The sequence below is a fragment of the Paraburkholderia sp. MM6662-R1 genome (assembly GCF_050436245.1).
GTDB classification, from domain to species: Bacteria; Pseudomonadota; Gammaproteobacteria; order Burkholderiales; family Burkholderiaceae; genus Paraburkholderia; species Paraburkholderia tuberum.
This window is the reverse complement of sequence record NZ_JBNDLV010000004.1, coordinates 528,145-547,085: the sequence shown is the minus strand read 5'-3', so window position 1 is coordinate 547,085 and position 18,941 is coordinate 528,145. Positions and strand designations below refer to the sequence as shown.

The 18,941-nt window shown below is 65.0% G+C and carries 15 protein-coding genes and 1 pseudogene; 8 read left to right on the top strand and 8 right to left on the bottom strand.

Features of this window, described 5'->3' with window-relative positions:
* Positions 1-5: 5 nt before the first annotated feature.
* Positions 6-758 (bottom strand): TerC family protein, encoded by a 753-nt coding sequence (locus tag OKW39_RS32300; RefSeq protein WP_090807084.1) that lies wholly within the window; start codon positions 756-758, stop codon positions 6-8.
* Positions 759-878: 120 nt separating this feature from the next.
* Between OKW39_RS32300 and OKW39_RS32295 the strand changes: the two genes are divergently transcribed.
* Both OKW39_RS32295 and OKW39_RS32290 read left to right on the top strand, forming a co-directional pair.
* A complete protein-coding gene (locus OKW39_RS32295) occupies positions 879-1,760 on the top strand; it encodes a LysR family transcriptional regulator (protein ID WP_429564494.1) in 882 nt (293 codons plus the stop codon).
* Between the two features lie 397 nt (positions 1,761-2,157).
* Positions 2,158-2,832, top strand: coding sequence for an HAD family hydrolase (locus tag OKW39_RS32290; RefSeq protein WP_018423463.1), 675 nt, complete (start codon positions 2,158-2,160; stop codon positions 2,830-2,832).
* A gap of 12 nt (positions 2,833-2,844) precedes the next feature.
* On the opposite strand, the gene OKW39_RS32285 is transcribed toward OKW39_RS32290, so the two are convergent.
* Positions 2,845-3,609 carry a hypothetical protein gene (locus tag OKW39_RS32285; RefSeq protein WP_429564493.1) on the bottom strand — a complete coding sequence of 255 codons (765 nt, stop codon included), beginning with the start codon at positions 3,607-3,609 and terminating at the stop codon, positions 2,845-2,847.
* 625 nt (positions 3,610-4,234) lie between these two features.
* Here OKW39_RS32285 and OKW39_RS32280 point away from each other — a divergent pair.
* Complete coding sequence (locus OKW39_RS32280) at positions 4,235-5,197, top strand: response regulator (protein ID WP_184064225.1); 963 nt, start codon at positions 4,235-4,237, stop codon at positions 5,195-5,197.
* A 41-nt stretch (positions 5,198-5,238) separates the two neighbouring features.
* Here the strand turns inward: OKW39_RS32280 and OKW39_RS32275 are convergent, their stop codons facing one another.
* Both OKW39_RS32275 and OKW39_RS32270 read right to left on the bottom strand, forming a co-directional pair.
* Positions 5,239-6,204, bottom strand: coding sequence for an alpha/beta hydrolase (locus OKW39_RS32275; protein WP_429402772.1), 966 nt, complete (start codon positions 6,202-6,204; stop codon positions 5,239-5,241).
* 2 nt (positions 6,205-6,206) lie between these two features.
* A complete protein-coding gene (locus OKW39_RS32270) occupies positions 6,207-6,734 on the bottom strand; it encodes a thioesterase family protein (protein WP_429564492.1) in 528 nt (175 codons plus the stop codon).
* Positions 6,735-6,988: 254 nt separating this feature from the next.
* Here OKW39_RS32270 and OKW39_RS32265 point away from each other — a divergent pair, with 254 nt between their 5' ends.
* Positions 6,989-7,333, top strand: a complete 345-nt coding sequence (locus OKW39_RS32265; RefSeq protein WP_429333540.1) for a DUF4148 domain-containing protein — start codon at positions 6,989-6,991, stop codon at positions 7,331-7,333.
* A gap of 199 nt (positions 7,334-7,532) precedes the next feature.
* Here OKW39_RS32265 and OKW39_RS32260 read toward each other — a convergent pair.
* From OKW39_RS32260 to phnC, 4 genes and pseudogenes are all read right to left on the bottom strand, one after another.
* A pseudogene (locus OKW39_RS32260) lies at positions 7,533-7,787 on the bottom strand (EamA family transporter); the annotation flags it as partial.
* A gap of 62 nt (positions 7,788-7,849) precedes the next feature.
* Positions 7,850-8,689 carry a phosphonate ABC transporter, permease protein PhnE gene (gene phnE / locus OKW39_RS32255; RefSeq protein ID WP_429564491.1) on the bottom strand — a complete coding sequence of 280 codons (840 nt, stop codon included), beginning with the start codon at positions 8,687-8,689 and terminating at the stop codon, positions 7,850-7,852.
* Positions 8,686-9,663: a phosphonate ABC transporter substrate-binding protein gene (gene phnD / locus OKW39_RS32250; protein WP_187611213.1), complete on the bottom strand. Its 978-nt coding sequence runs from the start codon at positions 9,661-9,663 to the stop codon at positions 8,686-8,688. Before phnD ends, phnE begins: the two co-directional genes overlap by 4 nt.
* A 59-nt stretch (positions 9,664-9,722) precedes the next feature.
* Entirely contained in the window at positions 9,723-10,607 is an 885-nt protein-coding gene (gene phnC / locus OKW39_RS32245) for a phosphonate ABC transporter ATP-binding protein (protein ID WP_090807065.1), read from the bottom strand.
* Positions 10,608-10,930: 323 nt separating this feature from the next.
* Between phnC and OKW39_RS32240 the strand changes: the two genes are divergently transcribed.
* From OKW39_RS32240 to OKW39_RS32225, 4 genes are all read left to right on the top strand, one after another.
* Positions 10,931-11,968, top strand: coding sequence for a M14 family zinc carboxypeptidase (locus OKW39_RS32240; protein ID WP_429564490.1), 1,038 nt, complete (start codon positions 10,931-10,933; stop codon positions 11,966-11,968).
* Complete coding sequence (locus OKW39_RS32235; RefSeq protein ID WP_429564489.1) at positions 11,965-12,825, top strand: alpha/beta fold hydrolase; 861 nt, start codon at positions 11,965-11,967, stop codon at positions 12,823-12,825. The genes OKW39_RS32240 and OKW39_RS32235 overlap by 4 nt, the downstream gene beginning before the upstream one ends.
* Before the next feature lie 171 nt (positions 12,826-12,996).
* Positions 12,997-17,835 carry an NAD-glutamate dehydrogenase gene (locus OKW39_RS32230; RefSeq protein ID WP_429564488.1) on the top strand — a complete coding sequence of 1,613 codons (4,839 nt, stop codon included), beginning with the start codon at positions 12,997-12,999 and terminating at the stop codon, positions 17,833-17,835.
* 172 nt (positions 17,836-18,007) lie between these two features.
* Positions 18,008-18,913 carry a cation diffusion facilitator family transporter gene (locus OKW39_RS32225; RefSeq protein ID WP_429564487.1) on the top strand — a complete coding sequence of 302 codons (906 nt, stop codon included), beginning with the start codon at positions 18,008-18,010 and terminating at the stop codon, positions 18,911-18,913.
* The last annotated feature ends 28 nt before the right edge of the window (positions 18,914-18,941 follow it).

The window sequence follows — 18,941 nt, the reverse complement described above, 5'->3', positions numbered from 1 at the left end:
CGGCATCACTCCTCGCTGCTTGCCAGACGTTTCGTTTTCGCGCGCCGCGCGAGCATGTTCATCGCCTCGACGAACGCGGAAAACGCCATCGCCGCATAGATATACGCCTTCGGAACGTGCGAGCCGAAACCATCGGCGATCAGTGTCATGCCGATCACGAGCAGGAAGCTCAGCGCCAGCATCACGATGGTCGGATTGCGATCGATGAAGCGCGCGAGCGGCTGCGCCGCGAACAGCATCACCATGATCGACACGATCACCGCGACGAACATGATCGGCAGGTGCTCGGTCATGCCGACCGCGGTGATGATGCTGTCGACGGAAAACACGAGGTCGAGCAGGATGATCTGGCCGATCGCGGCCGCCAAGGTCAACTGCACGGTCGAGCTGGTTTTCGCGGCGAGTTCGTCAGCGGGGATCATGTGCTGACGGATTTCGGTGGTCGCCTTCCACACGAGGAACAGGCCGCCGCCGACGAGGATCAGATCGCGCCACGAAAAGCCATGATCGAACAGCGTGAACGCGACCGCGGTCAGCTTCGTGATCCACGCGATGGTGCTGAGCAGAAGCAGCCGCATCACCAGCGCGAGCAGCAGCCCGATGCGCTGCGCGCGCGGGCGTTGCGCTTCCGGCAAGCGGTTGCTGAGGATCGAAATGAAGATCAGGTTATCGATGCCGAGCACGATCTCCATCACGATCAGCGTGACGAGCGCGGCCCACGCGGCGGGATCGGCAACGAGTGCGAACAGGGAGTCCATGAGGTGGCGGAATCGAGTGCGCCGCGAGCGGCGGAACCGCCATCATGGGCCTATTCGCGGTTCGAATGAACCAGTGATAACCTGAACGACGTTTCGGATTTTTCGAAGTATCGGATCAGCATGCTCAACTATCGTCACCTGTACTACTTCTGGATCGTCGTGAAGGAGGGCGGCTTTGCGCGCGCGGCCGGGCGGCTCGACATGGCCGTGCAAACGATCAGCGCGCAGGTGCGCGAGCTCGAGAAAGCACTTGGGCGCCAGCTGTTGAAGCCGGCCGGGCGCGGCGTCGCGATGACCGAGGCCGGCGAGCAGGCGTTCGATCGCGCGGAGCAAATCTTCCAGCTGGGCGAGGCGTTGCTCGACGAGATGCGCGAAGCGAGCGGCGCGGACTCGGTGCGGCTTGCGGTTGGGCTGTCGGATGGGATTTCGAAGCTCGCCGCGCATGCGTTGCTCGCGCCGGTGCTGGCCACGCCGTCGCTCAGGCTGCTGTGTCACGAGGGGGAGCCCGCGCAGTTGTTGTCGGAGCTTGCGCTGCATCGGCTCGATCTGGTGCTCGCCTGTCAGCCGGCGCCGCACGGCGCGGATCTGCGCGTGCTGAGCCAGCGCGTCGCGGGCTCGCCGGTCGACTGGTACGGGCCCGCGCAGGTCGTGCGCAAGTCGGCGCGCGACGGCTTTCCGCTCTGTCTCGCTGACCTGCCCGTGCTGCTGCCGACCCGTCACGGCGCGCTGCGCGCGCGGCTCGACCGATGGTTCGAGTCTCAGGGAATCAGGCCGCGCGTCGTCGGCGAATTCGAGGACAGCGCGTTGATGGCGGTGTTCGCGGCGCGCGGGCTCGGCGTGTTTCCGCTCGCCGAGCTCGGCGCCGAAGATCTCACGTTATCGAGGGGCTTGCGCTGGCTCGGCCGCGCGGACGGCGTGATCGAGGAGATTCACGCAATCCGCTCGCGACGCGGCCAGCATCATGCGCTCGCGTCGCGGGTGATCGCGGCGGCGCAGTCGTGAGGGCATTGCACTGTCGTGGCGCGCCACGCCTGCGCCGCGCGAGATCAGAACGCGTGACGCATGCCCACCGTGACCGCGACCCGCGTATTCGTCGACGTCGGCGGCAGCGTGTTGAGAGTCGCGTGCGACAACACCGAATCGGCCGGCGGGCCCTGCGCGTACGAAAGGCCGAAGCCGTACGAGCTGTGGTTCGCGAAGTTGCCGGCCTTTGCTAAACGAGTACATCGTCTCGAACGTGAGACCGTGGTAAAGCGAAATCGGAACAAATACGCGCCCATCTGTGGGAATTTGCGCACATCGTGTAGAGCCCGTGAGCGTCGTCAAGGGCGACGAGCCGCCCTGGCCGTTTCATCGACACATGGCATAGTGATTGAACCCATCATCACGGGAGGCCGGCATGCGCATCCAGACATCCTTTCTTTTCGACCTCGACGGCACGCTCGTCGACAGCGTCTATCAGCACGTGCTGGCGTGGAAAGAGGCGCTCGACAGCGAAGGTATCCCGCTGTCCGTCTGGCGTATCCATCGCAAGATCGGCATGAGCGGTGGGCTGTTCACGGACCAGTTGCTGCGTGAGACACACGGCGAGATCAGCGTCGAACGCGCCGAACGGCTGCGGCACGCGCATGCGGCCGCCTATCAGCGGATGCGCGCCCAGGTCTGTCCGCTGCCGGGCGCGCGCGAACTGCTCGACGCGCTGACCCAGGCCGGCACGCCGTGGGCCGTCGCGACGAGCGGGCGGATGGAAACCGCCGCGCTGAATCTGGCTGCGCTCGGCGTCGATCCGGCAAAGGCGGTCGTCGTCACGCGCGACGACGTCAAATACGCGAAGCCCGATCCCGACCTATTCCTCGCCGCGGCCGAGCGGCTCGGCGTGTCGATCGAGCACACGGTCGTGGTCGGCGACAGCATCTGGGACATGCTTGCGGCCCGCCGCTGCCGCTCGCTCGGTGTCGGCCTGCTGTCGGGTGGCTATGGCACCGAGGAACTGGAGCGCGCGGGGGCGTTGCGCGTCTACGACGATCCGGCCGATCTGCTCGCGCACCTCGACGAGGTGGCGTCGCGGCCGTGAGCCCCGCGTCGCTCAGGGTTTGATGATGGGCGGCTCCGCGGCGGGCTGCGTCGGTCCCACCTTCGACGATTCGCGGACGAGCCGATCGGTCATCGCCGACGCGACCGGATTCGTGCCGCGGCCGCTACCCGCGCCAGCCCCCGGGGGACTGGCAGACTGCAACGGCACGGTGACGCCGGACGGCATCGGCAGCGACGGGTCGGGTTTCGCCGATTCCTTGACCAGTTGTTCCGTCAGCATCGCGGCGACCGGGTTGGCGCCGTTCGGGTGCGTGTCGTCGCGCCGGCGGGCATGGGTCTGGTCGATGCGCGGCCCGTACTGCGGCCTCGGTTGAGCTTTTTCCTGTGCGTACGACTGCGACTTCGATGGGGCGTGCGTGCCTGCGGCCGGATTGGCCGCGGGCGACGCTGCGTTATCGATGCGGCCGCTCGCGGTCTGGCTCGACTGGGGCGTGACGCTCGGCACGGGCGCGGCCGCTGTGGCGGGCAAGGACGGGGCGGGGGCGGGCGCCGCAGCAGGCGCCTGAGCGGCTCCCGGAGCCGGAGTGGCCGACTCCATCTGCGGCAGCGCCGATTGCGGCGCGAGCGGGCTCACGGGTTGCGCAGGCCTCACGCTGGCGCCAGCGGCACGCGTCGCATCGGTCTGCGGTTCCGATTCCACCGCGCCGGTGACGCTGCGGGTCACCGCGCCGGTCACGGCCGGCGCCTGATCGTCCCTTGGGTATAGCAGATAACCGGCGACGCCCGCATCGACCACGAGCAGCCCGACTATCATCATCTTGCCGGTATTCGTCATATCGAAGCAACAACCATTAAGCAACTGCGATTGACTGATGATAAACGACCATTTCGACATCGACGCTTCTTGTCGGCATATTGCGGCGCGTCACGATGATTGATGTCCGAACGGCCCTGGCACGAACGGCGCGCGCTTGCCGCTAAAGCCATTCGCCGGCACGACAGAAGCGGACATTTTTTCCGCATGCCGCGATTTTCTTTTTCGACCAATTAGTCCCCGCAATTGCGCGGCCGGCGCCTGCAGGAATGCGATTTAAGTTGTGCCGCCAATGCGCGGAGCCTGTACTATACGAACCATTGCAGACGACCGGCAGCCACGGTTCGATTATCCGGCGTGTGAAAGCGATTTGCAGCGACTGGCTCGCAGCGCACATGCCGGCAGGCCCGCGCCAGGCTGCGCCACCCGAGACGCGCGAACAGCGTCGATAGCGGCGCGAACAGCGACGGCAGGCGGTCACCGGTAGTAGCGACAAGAACCCATTGATCATGCGGACCCGCGGGCGAGGCATCGCCCGGCATTCCTTGGGCAGTCGCTTGGCGAAACGTCAGATCGACCGACCAGTCGGTCGGGGACCTTCGCGGCGGCGTGAGAAACACGTGAAGATATGAACAACTTTATTCGACCTCCCGTTTTTTACCCGTCCACAGTAGTTTTCGTCGACGACAACGACAGCTACCTCGACGCGCTCCGCCGTTTCTTCCCGGGCACCTACACGAACCTGTTTTTCACGCGTCCGCAAGCGGCCCTCAACTACATCCGCCAGCACGCACGCGAGAATTCGCTCGAATTCGCGGCAGCGTCGGCGTGTCTGAGCGAACCGGGCGTCGAGCGCTTCGTCGAGACCTCGGCGGAGCGCGACATCGTCGCGCAGCCGTCGCGCTTCGAGGAAGTGGCGGCGGTCGTCGTCGACTACGACATGCCGGGCATCGGCGGCGTCGAGTTTTTGTCGTCGATCTCGCACCTGCGTTGCGCGAAGGTGTTGCTTACCGGCGTCGCCGATGAAACCGTCGCGGTAAAGGCCTTCAACGCCGGCATCGTCGACCTGTACCTGCGCAAGACCGACGCGGATTCGGCCAATCGCCTCACGCATTTCCTGAAGGACGCCAAAAGCCGCCATTGCGCGGAGTCGGGCTGGCTCGCGCTCGGCGAAAACGGCATGACCTACTGCGATCCGCGCACGCGCAAGATGATCGACGAAGTGGTGGCCGCTCAGGGCATCGTCGAGTATTACTGGCGGCCCGAGCAGAACGTGATCCTGATGTTCGACGCCGCGGGCAACCCGAGCGTGTTCGTCGCGTGGGCCGAGAACGACTGGATCTCGCAGGGCGAGATCGTCGCCGACGAGGGTGGCCCGTCCGACCTGCTGCGCCAGCTCGCCACGCGCGAGGTGATGCCGCTGTTCTGGCCGGACCTCGCGTATCGTGGCGGCATGAAGTTCCGGTCGCTGACGCCCCAAAGCATTCCTGGCTGGGACGACGCGTTTTTCGGCTGGACCCGCATAGAGCCGGCCGAGGTCGGCCTCGATCTCGTCACGTTCGCGCAGTGGCGCGGCGACCACAATTGCTGAGCCGCGATAACGCGCCGGGCGTGGCGGTGCACATCGTCGCGCTAATGGCGTGCGTTTTCGCGGAGAAATTCGCATACAGCCCTGTGCATGGCCTGCACGCCGGGGCTTGTTTCAAGCGCGCGCCAGCATCCATGCACGAGCCCCGTGCCGACCAGCAGCCGGGCATCTCCACCAGCTTCGCGAATCCGCTCGACGAACACGCGCGCGTCGTCGCGTAGGGGGTCGTGCTCGGCGCCGATGGCCAGCGTCGGCGGCAGCCCGTCGAAGCGGGTTGCGGCGAGCGGGATCGTCCACGCGGGGCCGGGCGTTGGGTCGGCTTCCTCTCCTTTTCCCCAGTAAGCGTCGCGAAACTTATGCACGTCCGCGAGCGTCAGCATCGGCGCATCGGACTCGGTGTCGCGCGCGGGCAATTGCGGCTCGGTGCCGAGCATCGGATAGACGAGCGCGATGCCGCGCACCCCGCTCGCACATTCGTCACGCAGGCGTAGCGCGACGCTTGCCGCGAGCGTGCCGCCGGCGCTATCGCCCGCGAGTTGCAATGCGGCGCGCTCTGGGAGGTCGAACGGCAGGCGGTGGTTCAACGCGGCACGCGTGATCTCGAGGCAGTCGTCGTGCGCGGCCGGCGCGCGATGCTCAGGCGCGAGCCGGTAGTCGACCGCGATCACGTCGAGGCCGGTGTCGGCGGCGAGGCGCGCCGTCACCATCTGATGACTGTTCAGCGAGCCGAGCACGAAGCCGCCGCCATGAAAATACAGCACCGTGCCGCGGATCGTGCCGTGTTCGCTTGCCTTCGCTGGATGCCGGTAGAGCCGTAGCGGGATCGCATGGCCCGCGTCGGTGCGAAAGCTTGCGTCCTGTGTGGTGAGTTCACTCGGCAGTGGCGGCGTCAACGTCGCGGCGTAGCGGTCATACAGCTCGCGCTGTTCGCGCGGCGTCATCGCCGCGTGATGCGACGGATAGAGCGCGCTCGCTCGTTCGATAAAGGCGGCGATTTCCGGCTCGAGCATGGTCACTCCGTTTGAGTAGTGTTTCCCGTTTGCGCTGCGCATGGCAAAGCGATCACACGTCCCGCGAAACGCGCCGGCGGCAATGCCGCATGGGCTTGCGCGAGTTCGTGTACGCGCGCTTTGACGTCCGGATCGAAAGCAACGCCGCGCGGTCCGCTGGTATCGACGTGCAGCAGCATCTGCTCGCCCGCGGCGACGGGGCCGGTGCGTTGGCTTTGCGTCGTGTCCAGCGCAAACATTTCGAAGTACACGTGAATACGTTTCGCGTCGTAGCCGAGCACGCGCATGTCGACACGCACCTGCGTGCCTTGTTTGATTTCATGCAGATAGTTGAGATGCGCCTCGAGCGTGTAGATCGAACGATGCCGCTCTTTGCGCACCGCATCGGGCAGGCCGATCAGATCGATCAGCCCGTCGACCGCGAGACTGAAGATCAGCAGGTAGAACGCGTCGCGCATGTGGCCGTTGTAATCGACCCATTCGGCGCGCACGCCGTCGCGGTAAGAGGGCAGGGCAACGGGATGCGACATGAGCGTCTACCTCCTCGATCGAATGCGATGGCTGCGGCGCGTCGTTGGGCGTTATCAGTGTAGTGCATCGCGTTGAGGCTGCGCCGGAACGTGGTGGCCTCGAATTGTGGCCGCTATAGCAACAGTGAATTCATGGTTCAGGGCTTACTACGTGGCTCGACCGGCTTCTAAACTGCGTTATCCGCTGCGGATGGGCGATGGTCGCACCAGGCTCCGCGGCAATCGCATGAAGCCATCTCGGGAGGTTGGAAATCATGAAGTCCATCAGGTCGCTGATCGAAGCAGGGGCTATCGCCGCTCTCGTTGCCGCGCCGCTCGCGGCGTTTGCCCAGTCGAATCCGGCCGATCAGCCGCTCGCGCGCGCCCGGGTCCGCACCGAACTGATTCAGCTCGAAAAGGCCGGTCATGACCCGTCCAATGCGAACGTGATCGACTATCCGGCCAATATCCAGGCGGCCGAAGCAAAGGTCGCGGCGCAAAACCAGGCTGCGCAGAATAGCGGCTACGGTGCGCCGTCGAATGGCTCGTCGCAGCGCGGTGGCCGCACCGATTTCGCGCCGACTTCGTATTCCGTGCCGGTGGTGAATTACACGCGTTGATTGCAGCGTGTACAACTAACGTCACTTCCGAAGTGCAGCAACGCGACACCGTCGAATCTGACGATTGGCCCGGCCGACAGCACGGGCTGAGGCTTCAGTTCGCCGTTCGTCGTGAGCCCGACGGGCGCGGGCACCGACCAGCAGCGCATCCTCGGTGCGGGCGCGACCTACGATTTTGGCTTCGGCAACGTGCTCGTCAGCGCCGAAAGGCGAGCGAGTCGATGTCGCACGACACGAGCGCGATGCCGGGCGCGGCGAGCGGCTTCAGCACCTCGCCCGCGAACACGAGTGCGCCGACGAACACGAGCATCGGCGAAAGACCGCGCGCAATCGGATAGACCTGACCGAAATCGCCGCTTCTGTACGCGCGAATCAGCGCGAGCAGATAGCCCCATTCGAGCACTGCCGACGCAACGATATACGGCCACGCGGCCAGCGCCGGCAGCGGCAGCAACAAGGCCGGAATGGCGTTTTGAATCCGGCTGCTCAGTGCCGCGCGCGCGACGCGCGCCGTCCTCAGATCACCCGTTCACGCAGCCACGCCGAGCCGAGATCGATCACCGTCACGACGACGATCACCATGATCATCACCGCGGCGGTCTGCGCATAGTTGAACGAGCGGATCGCTTCGTACAGCACGACGCCGATGCCGCCCGCGCCGACCATGCCGACCACCATCGCCGAGCGCACGTTCGACTCGAAGCGATACAGCGCGTACGAGATCCACAGCGGCAGCACTTGCGGCAGCACCGCATAGACAATTTCGTCGAGGCGCGTCGCGCCGGTTGCGCGCACGCCTTCGGCCGGGCGCGGATCGATCGCCTCGACCGCTTCTGCGAACAGTTTGGCGAGCACGCCCGTCGTATGCACCCACAGCGCGAGCACGCCGGCGAACGGCCCGAGGCCGACCGCGACGATGAACAGCATCGCGAAGACCATTTCGTTGATCGCGCGGCATGCGTCCATCAGGCGGCGCATCGGCTGCACGACCCACTGCGGCGCGAGATTGTGCGCTGACATCAGGCCGCAAGGCACCGCGCAGACGAGGGAGAGCGCGGTACCCCAGATTGCGACCGCCAGCGTCACGTACATCTCGTTCACGTAGCTGCGCCACTCGGTGAAGTCGGGCGGGAAGAAGTCCGCGGCGAACTGGCCCATGTTGGCCGAGTCGCTGAGCAGATCAAGCGGCCGCATGTCGGCGCCGTGCCATGCGCCGCCGAGCACCGCGAGCACCGCGATCCAGCCGAGCAACGACCACCAGTTGCGCTTGCCGGCACGATCTTTCGCTTGCGCCGTCCGCGCGGCGGCCGCTTCGCTCGCGCGCGCGGGCGACGTGCTCAGATCGGCGGAGTTCATTGCTTCGACTGTGCGTTGCTGAGCGCGCTCAGCTTCGCGTCGAGAGCGGCCAATTGCGTCTTGCGGTCGCTATCGGACAGATGTGCATCGTTCTCGATCTTCTGCTTCTGCTGGAACAGCACGATCTCGCGAATCGGCAGCAGTTGCCGATCCGACGATGCCTCGAAGCCGCTGTACTCGGTGATGCCGGCCATCACCGCTTTTTCGTGCAAATCGGTTTTCGCGTAGTTCAGGAAGAACTTGCGCAGCTTGTCCTTCGTCGCTTCCGGCAGATCCTTGCGCCACACGAGCGGGTCCGAAGGAATCAGCGGCGAGGTCCACAGCACGCGCACCTGCGCGAACTTGTCCGGATGCTCGCGCTTCAGCGTTTCCATCATCATGCTGTTGTTGGTCGCGATGTCGATCTTGTTGTTGACGACGGCCAGCAGATTCGCTTCGTGGCTCGACGGCAGCACGCTCTTGAACGACGTGTAGACCGGCGCGTTGTGCTTCGCGAACAGGTAGTAGCCAGGCACCAGCGTGCCCGACGTCGAGTTCGGATCGCCGAACCCGAGCGTCACGCTCTTCGTGTCCTTGAACACGTCGTCGAGCGTCTTGAAGCGGCTGTTCACGTTGGTGATCAGCAGCGAGTAGTAGCCGCTGTCGCCGTTCGCGTGCTGCGCTTTCGCGAACACTTCGCCACTCGAACGATCGACGGCTTCGATCGCCGACGCGTTGCCGAAATAGCCGACCTGCACCTTGTTAAAGCGCATGCCTTCGATGATGCCCGCGTAATCGGTCGCGAAGAATGCCTTCACGTTCAGGCCGGTCTGTTTCTTCATGTCATCGATCAGCGGTTCCCAGCGTTGCTTGAGCACCGCCGACGAATCGGTCGAGATGATCCCGAGGTTGATGTCCTCGGCGTGGGCCGCGGCGATGCAGGCGAAAGCGGCAGCGCCGGCCGCGAGCGTGATCAGGGAGCGCAGGAATTTCATCGGTTGAGATCCGGTTGAGTGGACGGAGAGAATCAAAAGCGCGCGACAGCGTGCGCGGTTCAGTTCGACGGCGCGGCGTTCAACGCGAACGCGTAGCGCGCGGCGGCGGTGTCGGGGGTGTCAGGCTCGTCGTGAGTTTCGTCTGCGTCGTGCGTCGCGTCGTCGAGCAGTTCGCGCGCATCGCCGCCGTAGAGTTTCTTTAGCAGCGCCGGTGTCAGCGCACTGGAAGGGCCGTCGTAGACCACCTTGCCGCGACGCAGCGCGACCGTGCGCGCGCAGTACTGCAGCGCGATGTCGACCTGATGCAGCGACACCAGCACCGTGATCCGGTGCTCGACGTTCAGCGCTTGCAGCATGTCCATCACGCGGCGCGACGACTCGGGATCGAGCGAGGCAATCGGCTCGTCGGCGAGCACGATTTGCGCACGTTGCACGAGCGCCCGTGCGAGCGCGGCACGTTGCTGTTGACCGCCCGACAGGTTCGCGGCCCGCTCGCGCGCATATTCGCCGATTCCGACCTCGTGCAGCGCGGCCCGCGACAGCGCGCGTTCCGCGCGCGGGAAGCGGCCGGAGAGACGGCGCCACCACGGCAGGCGCGCGAGCGCGCCGATCAGCACGTTGGTTTCGACCGACAGCCGGTTCACCAGATTGAACTGCTGGAACACGAAGCCGATGTCGCGGCGAATGCTGCGCACCTCGCGCACGATGCGGCCGTTCTGCTGGATCGGCCGGCCGAGAATCTCGATTTGCGACGGCTGCGCGTCCGACGCGGTAAAGCCCGCGATATGCCGCAGCAACGTCGATTTTCCCGAGCCGGACGCGCCGATCAGCGCGACCATTTCACCGGGCGCGACGCGCAGATCGATTTCGTCGAGCGCTTTGCGGCCGTTACCGAACGTCTTGCTCAAACGCTCGATTCGAATAGCTTCACGGATCGCTTCCATCTGTATTCCCTCTTGCATGCGGCCACTGCCGGCAGGTGTGGGCTCATTCTAGGAAGCGACTGTGACGGTTGAGTGAAGGCATCGCAACGTCTAGACGACTACATCTTTGTGCGTCGCGTTTTCCGCTGTGTCATGTGTCGTCAGGATGGCAAAACGAAGTCATTGCGAAGTCATTGCGAAGTCAGTGATTCAAACGGAAAGTGACATACGGATGACACGATTCGCGTGCACACGTGCGCGCTCGCGCGTGCTGACACACAGCCAGGCTATAGTGCGGGTTTTCCGGCCCTCCTTAATAATCCCGACACTCCGGTCACGCCGTCATGCCGACTCCTTTGAGCTTTCTTCCGGACAGTTTTGCCGAATATGAAGATCTCAAGTCGATACTCGACCAGGGCAGGGCGAGCTTCGAAATCCGCGCGGTCTGCGAGACCGAGGTACGCGGCCGGCGCTTTTCCGTCTACACCGCGAGCATCGGTTCATCCGATCCGCTCGCGCCGGCCATTGGCTTTTTCGGCGGGATTCACGGGCTCGAGCGAATCGGCTCGCAACTCGTCCTCGACTATATGCGCGCGCTGCTCGCTCGGCTCGAATGGGACGAATTGCTGGTGCGGCAATTGCAGTCCATCCGGCTGATCTTTTTACCGATCGCGAATCCCGGCGGCATGTGGGCAGCGACGCGCGCGAATCCGCGCGGCGTCGACCTGATGCGCAACGCACCGCAAGACGCCGACGCGCGCGTGCCGCTGCTGGCGGGCGGCCAGCGCGTCGGCGCGTGGTTGCCCTGGTATCGCGGCCGCGCGGGCGAGCCGATGGAGGTCGAGGCGGCCGCGCTGCTGCAAGTCGTCGAGACGCAGCTCGCCGCGCGGCCGTTGAGCATCGCGCTCGATTGCCATTCCGGCTACGGTTGGAGCGACAGTATCTGGTTTCCGTACGCCCGAACCCGCCGGCAGATGCCGCATCTGCCCGAAATGTACGTGTTGAAGAGCATGTTCGAACACGCGCATCCGCATCACGGCTACACGTTCGAGCCGCAAAGCCATCAGTATCTGCTGCACGGCGATCTGTGGGACTACGCGTATGACCGCACGCCGGCGCCGAACGTCTTTCTGCCGATGACGCTCGAACTCGGCTCGTGGCTGTGGATCAAGAAAAACCCGCGGCAGTTGTTTTCGCGGCAGGGCATGTTCAATCCGGTCATGGAGCATCGCACCGCGCGCGTGCTGCGGCGCCATGCGAACCTGTTCGACTTCCTCGCGCGCGCGGCGTTTTCGGCGCAGCGCTGGCTGCCGCAAGGCAACCGTCGCGAGGAGTTGCTGCAACGCGCGCTCGATCACTGGTACGGGCCGGATCGCGTATGAGCACGTGGATTCTGCTGCGCGGCCTGACGCGGGAAACGCGGCATTGGGGGCGCTTGCCGGCGGCGTTGCGCGAAACCCTGGGTCAAATTTCGGGCGATCGCTTGCGCGATGCAACCCCAGCCGCAACGAGCACGACCGGCTTGCGTTTGCTGCTGCTCGATCTGCCTGGCAACGGTGAATACGTGCGGCGGCGCGCGCCCGCGAGCGTCGCGGGCATGGTCGCATTCGTGCGGCAGGCAGCGCTCGAAACGGGTGTGCCGGGCCCCTACAACGTGCTCGCGATGTCGCTCGGCGGCATGGTCGCGACCCACTGGGCACAGCGTCATCCCGGCGAGATCGAACGGCTCGTGCTGATCAATACGAGCATGCGGCCATTCAGCCGCATGCACGAGCGGCTGCGGCCGTCGGCGTGGCCTGGTCTGCTCGGCGTCGCGGCGCATTGGAGCGATGCCGCCGATGCCGAGAGCGGCATCCATCGACTCACGTGCAATAACCTCCACACCTTGGGCGCGGATCTCGCTGCCTGGACCGCGATTCGCCGCAGCGCGCCGGTGAGCCGCGCGAATGCGCTGCGGCAATTGTGGGCGGCCGCATGCTTTAGCGCGGCGCCCGCCGCGCCGGAGTGTGCACTGCTGATTCTGTCGTCGGAAGCCGATGGGCTCGTCAACCCGGTCTGTTCGGCGAAGCTCGCGGCGGCGTGGGGCGCGCCGCATCGCAAGCATTCGTGGGCCGGCCACGATCTACCCCATGACGATCCCGCGTGGACGGCCGCGCAGATTCGCGCGTGGCTCATCCAGCGCGCCGAGGATAGCGATGCGGCCGCGCCGGCACCGGCGCCCGCAAAGCCCGCGCGTTGAGCCGCGCACGGCGTTGCCGCGCCGCAGCGAGATTCTTCGACGACCGGTCAGCGGGTATTACCTGACTGCGCGAAACGGCCGTATCGCGTACGGCAGGCGCATAATTCCAAGTCAGACGTTGCCTGCGAATCACGCGATACTCACCATTGCCGCCAGCCGGGGGAGTCGATCATGCAAGCAAAGAACGAAGAAGCCGTCACACACCTGCTGAACGATGTTGTCGAATTTGCGCGGGGGCGGTTGCCGGAGCCGGCCTTCAATATCGTCGAACCCTTCCTGCGGCATTACTACGATTTCGTCGACGCGGGCGATCTGCAAAGCCGCTCGATCGCCGATCTGTACGGCGCGGCGCTGGCCCACTGGCAGACCGCGCAGCGCTTCGTGCCGGGCGAGCAGCGGCTGCGCGTGTATAACCCGATCCTCGAACAGCATGGCTGGCATTCCGATCACACGGTGATCGAAATCGTCAACGACGACATGCCGTTCCTCGTCGATTCGGTCGCGATGTCGGTCAACCGGCATCGGCTCGCGCTGCATTCGGTCGTCCATCCGGTATTTCGGGTCTGGCGCGCGCCGGACGGCAGCATCGCGCGCGTGAGCCAAGGTGCCGAAGAAGCCGGCGATACGCGCTCGCATCTGACCTCGTGCATCCATTTCGAGGTCGATCGTTGTGGCGATGCCGCAAAACTCGACGCGTTGCGCGACGACATCGCGCGCGTGCTCGGCGACGTGCGCGCGGCGGTCGAGGATTGGCCGAAGATCATCGAACGCGCGAAGCAGACCATTCAAGATATGAAGGTGCGCGAAACCGGTCCCGAGGGCGTCGAAGCGCGCGCGTTCGTCGAATGGATGGTCGCCGATCATTTCACGTTCCTCGGCCACCGTGATTACGAACTGGTGCAGCACGGCGGCGGCTTCGGTTTGCGGGCGGTCGCGGGCTCCGGTCTCGGCATTCTGCGCGATGCGCAGCAGCCGGGCGGCGCGGCGGAAGTCACGCCGTTGCCGCCGGCGGCCACGGAGATCATCTCCGGGTCGTCGCCGATCTTTCTGACTAAGGCCAATTCGCGCGCCACGGTGCACCGGCCCGGCTATCTCGACTATGTCGGCATCAAGCTGAGCGGCGCCGATGGCAAGGTGACGGGCGAGCGGCGCTTCATCGGCCTGTATACGTCGACCGCTTATTTCGTGTCGGCTGCGGAGATTCCGATTGTGAGGCGCAAATGCGCAAATATCGTCAGACGCGCCGCATTCCTGCCGAAAGGTCATCTGGCGAAATCGCTGGTGACGGTGCTCGAGACCTATCCGCGCGACGAATTGTTCCAGGCCGACGAGGACCAGCTGTACGACACCGCCCTCGGCGTGCTGCGTTTGCAGGAGCATCAGCGCACGCGGCTGTTCGTGCGGCGCGATCGCTTCGATCGCTTCGTATCGTGCCTCGTGTTCGTGTCGCGCGACAAGTACAACACCGATCTGCGGCAGCGCATCGCCAACCTGCTCGCCGACGCATTCAATGGTGAGAACGTCGAATTCACGCCGCTGCTGTCGGAGTCGACGCTCGCGCGAATTCATTTCGTCGTCCATGCCAAAGCGGGCGGCATGCCGAGCGTCGACACGCGCGAGCTCGAAGCGCGCCTCGTGCAGGTCGCGCGACGCTGGCAGGACGATCTGGCCGACGCATTGCTCGACGCGTACGGAGAAGAGCAGGGCAACCGTTTGCTGCAGCACTACGCCGATTCGTTCCCGGCCGGCTATCGCGACGACTATCCGGCACGCACGGCCGTGCGCGATATCGAACTGATCGAGCGCGTGCAGGGCAGCGAGCGGCTCGCGATGAACCTGTACAGGCCGATCGAATCGGGACCGCGCGCGTTCCGTTTCAAGGTGTATCGCGCGGGGCTGCCGATCGCACTGTCGCGCAGCTTGCCGATGCTCGAACATCTGGGCGTGCGCGTCGACGAAGAGCGGCCTCATCTGATCGAGGCGCCCGGTGCGATGCCCGCGTGGATCCACGACTTCGGCCTCGAACTCGCGGACGATACCGAGTTCGACATCGAGCGGGTCAAGGATCTGTTCGAACAGGCGTTCGAGCAGGTATGGACCGGCACGATCGAAAGCGACGACTTCAACCGCCTCGTGCTGCGCGCGCAGCTCAATGCACGCGAGGTGACGATTCTGCGCGCTTACGCGAAGTATTTGCGGCAAGTCGGTTCGACGTTCAGCGACGCGTATATCGAACGCGCGGTGACCGGTAATCCGGCGATTGCGCGCATGCTCGTCGACCTGTTCATCGCGCGCTTCGATCCGGCGCTCGGCGCGGTACGCGAGGCCCGCGTCAACGCTTGTCTGGAGACGATCGACAGCGCGCTCGACCAGGTGCCTAATCTCGACGAAGACCGCATCCTGCGGCAGTTCCTCGGCGTGATCAAGGCGACCAAGCGCACCAACTACTACCGCCATGACGCTCAGGGCCAACCGAAGCCGTATCTGTCGTTCAAGTTCGATCCCGCCCAGGTGCCCGGCTTGCCCGAGCCGAAACCGATGTTCGAGATCTGGGTTTATTCGCCGCGCGTCGAGGGCGTCCATCTGCGAGGCGGGCGCGTCGCGCGCGGCGGCCTGCGCTGGTCTGATCGGCGCGAGGATTTCCGCACGGAAGTGCTCGGCCTGATGAAGGCGCAGATGGTGAAGAACGTGGTGATCGTGCCGGTCGGCTCGAAGGGCGGCTTCGTCGTCAAGAATCCGCCGCCGCAGGGCGAGCGCGATGCGTGGATGCGCGAAGGCGTCGCGTGTTATCAGACCTTCCTGCGCGGCTTGCTCGACGTGACCGACAATCTGGCGAGCACCGACGTCGTGCCACCGCCTGACGTGGTGCGCCACGATCCCGACGACCCGTACCTGGTCGTCGCCGCCGACAAGGGCACGGCCACGTTTTCCGACTACGCGAATGCAATCTCGCAGGAATACGGTTTCTGGCTCGACGACGCGTTCGCGTCGGGCGGCTCGGTCGGCTATGACCACAAGAAGATGGGCATCACCGCGCGCGGCGCGTGGGAGTCGGTCAAGCGGCACTTCCGCGAAATCGGCGTCGACACGCAGAGCGAGGACTTCACGGTGGTCGGTGTCGGCGACATGTCGGGCGACGTGTTCGGCAACGGCATGCTGCTGTCGCCGCATATCAAGCTGCTCGCCGCGTTCGATCACCGCCATATCTTTCTCGATCCGAATCCCGATCCCGCGGCGAGCATGGCGGAGCGCGCGCGGCTCTTCATGCTCGACCGTTCGAGCTGGGCCGATTACGATCCGTCGCTGATCTCCGCCGGCGGCGGCGTGTTCCCGCGCAGCGCGAAGACGATTCCGCTGTCGACGGCGGTGCAGGTGGCGCTCGGGATCAGCGCGGCGGCGCTCTCGCCGGCCGAGCTGATGCGCGTGATTCTGCAGGCGCCGGTCGATCTGCTTTACAACGGCGGCATCGGCACCTATGCGAAGGCGAGCCGCGAGACCAATCAGCAGGCGGGCGATCGCGCGAACGACGCGATCCGCGTGAACGGTGCGGATCTGCGCTGCAAGGTCGTGGCCGAAGGGGGCAATCTCGGCTTGACGCAACTCGGGCGCATCGAGTTCGCGCAGCGCGGCGGCCGCATCAATACCGATGCGATCGATAATTCGGCCGGTGTCGATTGCTCCGATCACGAGGTCAACATCAAGATTCTGCTGGGCCTCGTCGTCGCCGACGGCGAGATGACGGAGAAGCAGCGCAATGCGTTGCTTGCCGAAATGACCGATGAAGTCGGTCTGCTCGTGCTGACGGACAACTACTATCAGACCCAGGCTTTGTCGATCGCGGGCCGGTTTGGCGTGGAGCTGCTCGATGCCGAAGCGCGCCTGATGCGCTATCTGGAGAAGGCGGGGCGGCTCAATCGCGTGATCGAGTTTCTGCCCACCGACGAGGACATCGCCGAGCGCGCGGCCGCGAAGCAGGGACTGACGACACCCGAGCGCGCGGTGCTGCTCGCGTACAGCAAGATGTGGCTCTATGACGCGCTGCTCGAATCGTCGATGCCGGAAGACCCGCTCGTTAGCGATATGTTGATCGAGTACTTTCCGAAACCTCTGCAGCAGCGTTTCCGCGAACCGATGCAGCGCCATCCGCTGCGCCGTGAAATCCTCGCGACGCATCTGACCAATGCGCTCGTGAATCGCGTCGGCTGCGAGTTCGTGCATCGGCTGATGGAGGAGACCGATGCACCGCCCGGCGACATCGTGCGCGCGTGCATCATGGCGCGCGACGTGTTCGATCTCGATCAGATCTGGCGCAGCATCGACGCGCTCGACAACCGCGTTCCCGACGACGTGCAGGCACGCATGTTCGCGGAGGTCGCGCGGCTCGTCGAACGTTCGGCGCTGTGGTTCCTGCGGCATCTGCAAACGGGCGCGGCCGGCGACGATGTGACCGGCTTGCTCGCGCGCTGTCGCGACGCCGCGCAGCGTCTCGCGCCACAATGGCCGGCGCTGTTGCCTGGCGCGGACCTCGAAGCGTTGTCGGAGCGGCAACGGGTGTTCGTCGATGCGGGTGTCGATAGCGATCTCGCGGTGCGGATCGCGAGCGGCGAGGTGTCGGCCGCTCTGCTCGATATCGCCGAAGTCGCGTCGACGTGCGGGCGCAATCTCGAACAGGTCGCGGGCGTCTACTTCGCGCTCGGCACGCTGCTGAATTACAGCTGGATCAGCGAGCGCGCCGCCTCGTTGCCGGCGCCGACGCATTGGGACATGCTCGCGCGCGCATCGGCGCTCGCCGAACTAGCGCGGCTCAAGCGCGCGCTGACCACGAGCGCATTGGCCGGCGCGACCGATGCGTCGACGCCCGATTCGCTGGTGCAAGCGTGGCGCGACAAACGCGCGGCACAGCTCGAGCGTTATACGCGCCTGCTGACCGATCTGCGCGCGACGGGCGGCGCGAGTCTTTCGGTGCTGCTGGTTGTCGTACGGGAGATGGCGGCGCTCGAGAGGGCGTGAGTCGCACGAATGGTGCAAAGGACGCCTGGGGAACTGGCGGCACGACGGCACATCAGGTCCGATTCCTGCGAGCGGGTGTGTCGTTGTCATCCATAATATCGAGTACTTGCCGATCACTTCGCTCGTGCAATACCCAACAATACCCAGCCCACTCACCGACCCCCGCCAGCAGATGAAAGAAGAATCGCCGAAAGCCATTTTCTACGCACTCGCCGCCAACTTCGGCATCGCCGTCTGCAAGTTCGCCGCGGCGGCGTTCACCGGCTCCGGATCGATGTTCGCCGAAGCGATTCACTCCACCGCCGACTGCGGCAATCAACTGCTGCTGCTATTCGGACTGCGCGAAGCGCGCAAGCCGGTGAGCCCTTTGCATCCGATGGGCAGCGGCCGCGAAATCAACTTCTATTCGCTGCTGGTTGCGTTGCTGCTGTTTTTCGTTGGCGGTGCGTTTTCGGTGTATGAGGGCGTGCATCGACTGATTGCGCGCGAGCCGTTGCAATATGCGTTCGTCGCGTTGGCGGTGCTCGGTGTGTCGGTGGTGCTCGAATCGCTATCGTTGTGGGGCGCGGTCAAGGAGATTCGCAAGACGCATCCGGATAAAAATCTGTGGCACTGGTTTCGCGAAACGCGCGAATCGGATCTGCTGGTCGTGACCGGCGAAGATATCGCCGCGCTATTCGGTCTCGCGATCGCCTTCGTCGCGGTGCTATCGACGATGGTGACCGGCAGCCCCGTGTATGACGCGCTCGGCTCGGTGGGGATCGGTTTTCTGCTGATGACGATCGCGTGGCTCGTCGCGCGTGAAGTGAAGTCGATGCTCGTCGGCGAATCGGCGAGCCCGGAAGTGCGCAGCGCCATCGACGCGCATCTGCGCGCGCGTCCCGAGATTCGCGGCATCATCAACTTGATCACGCTGCAGTGGGGGCGTCACGTGGTGGTGGCGGTGCAGGCGGAAATGATCGACTACGCGAGCGGCCGCGCGATGGTCGATGCGATCAACGTCATCGAGGCCGATCTGCAGGCCACGTTTCCTCAGGTGCGCTGGGTGTTCTTCGAACCGGATGTGCCGCGCAATTAAAGAAGACTTCTCCACTCGGGCATGAATC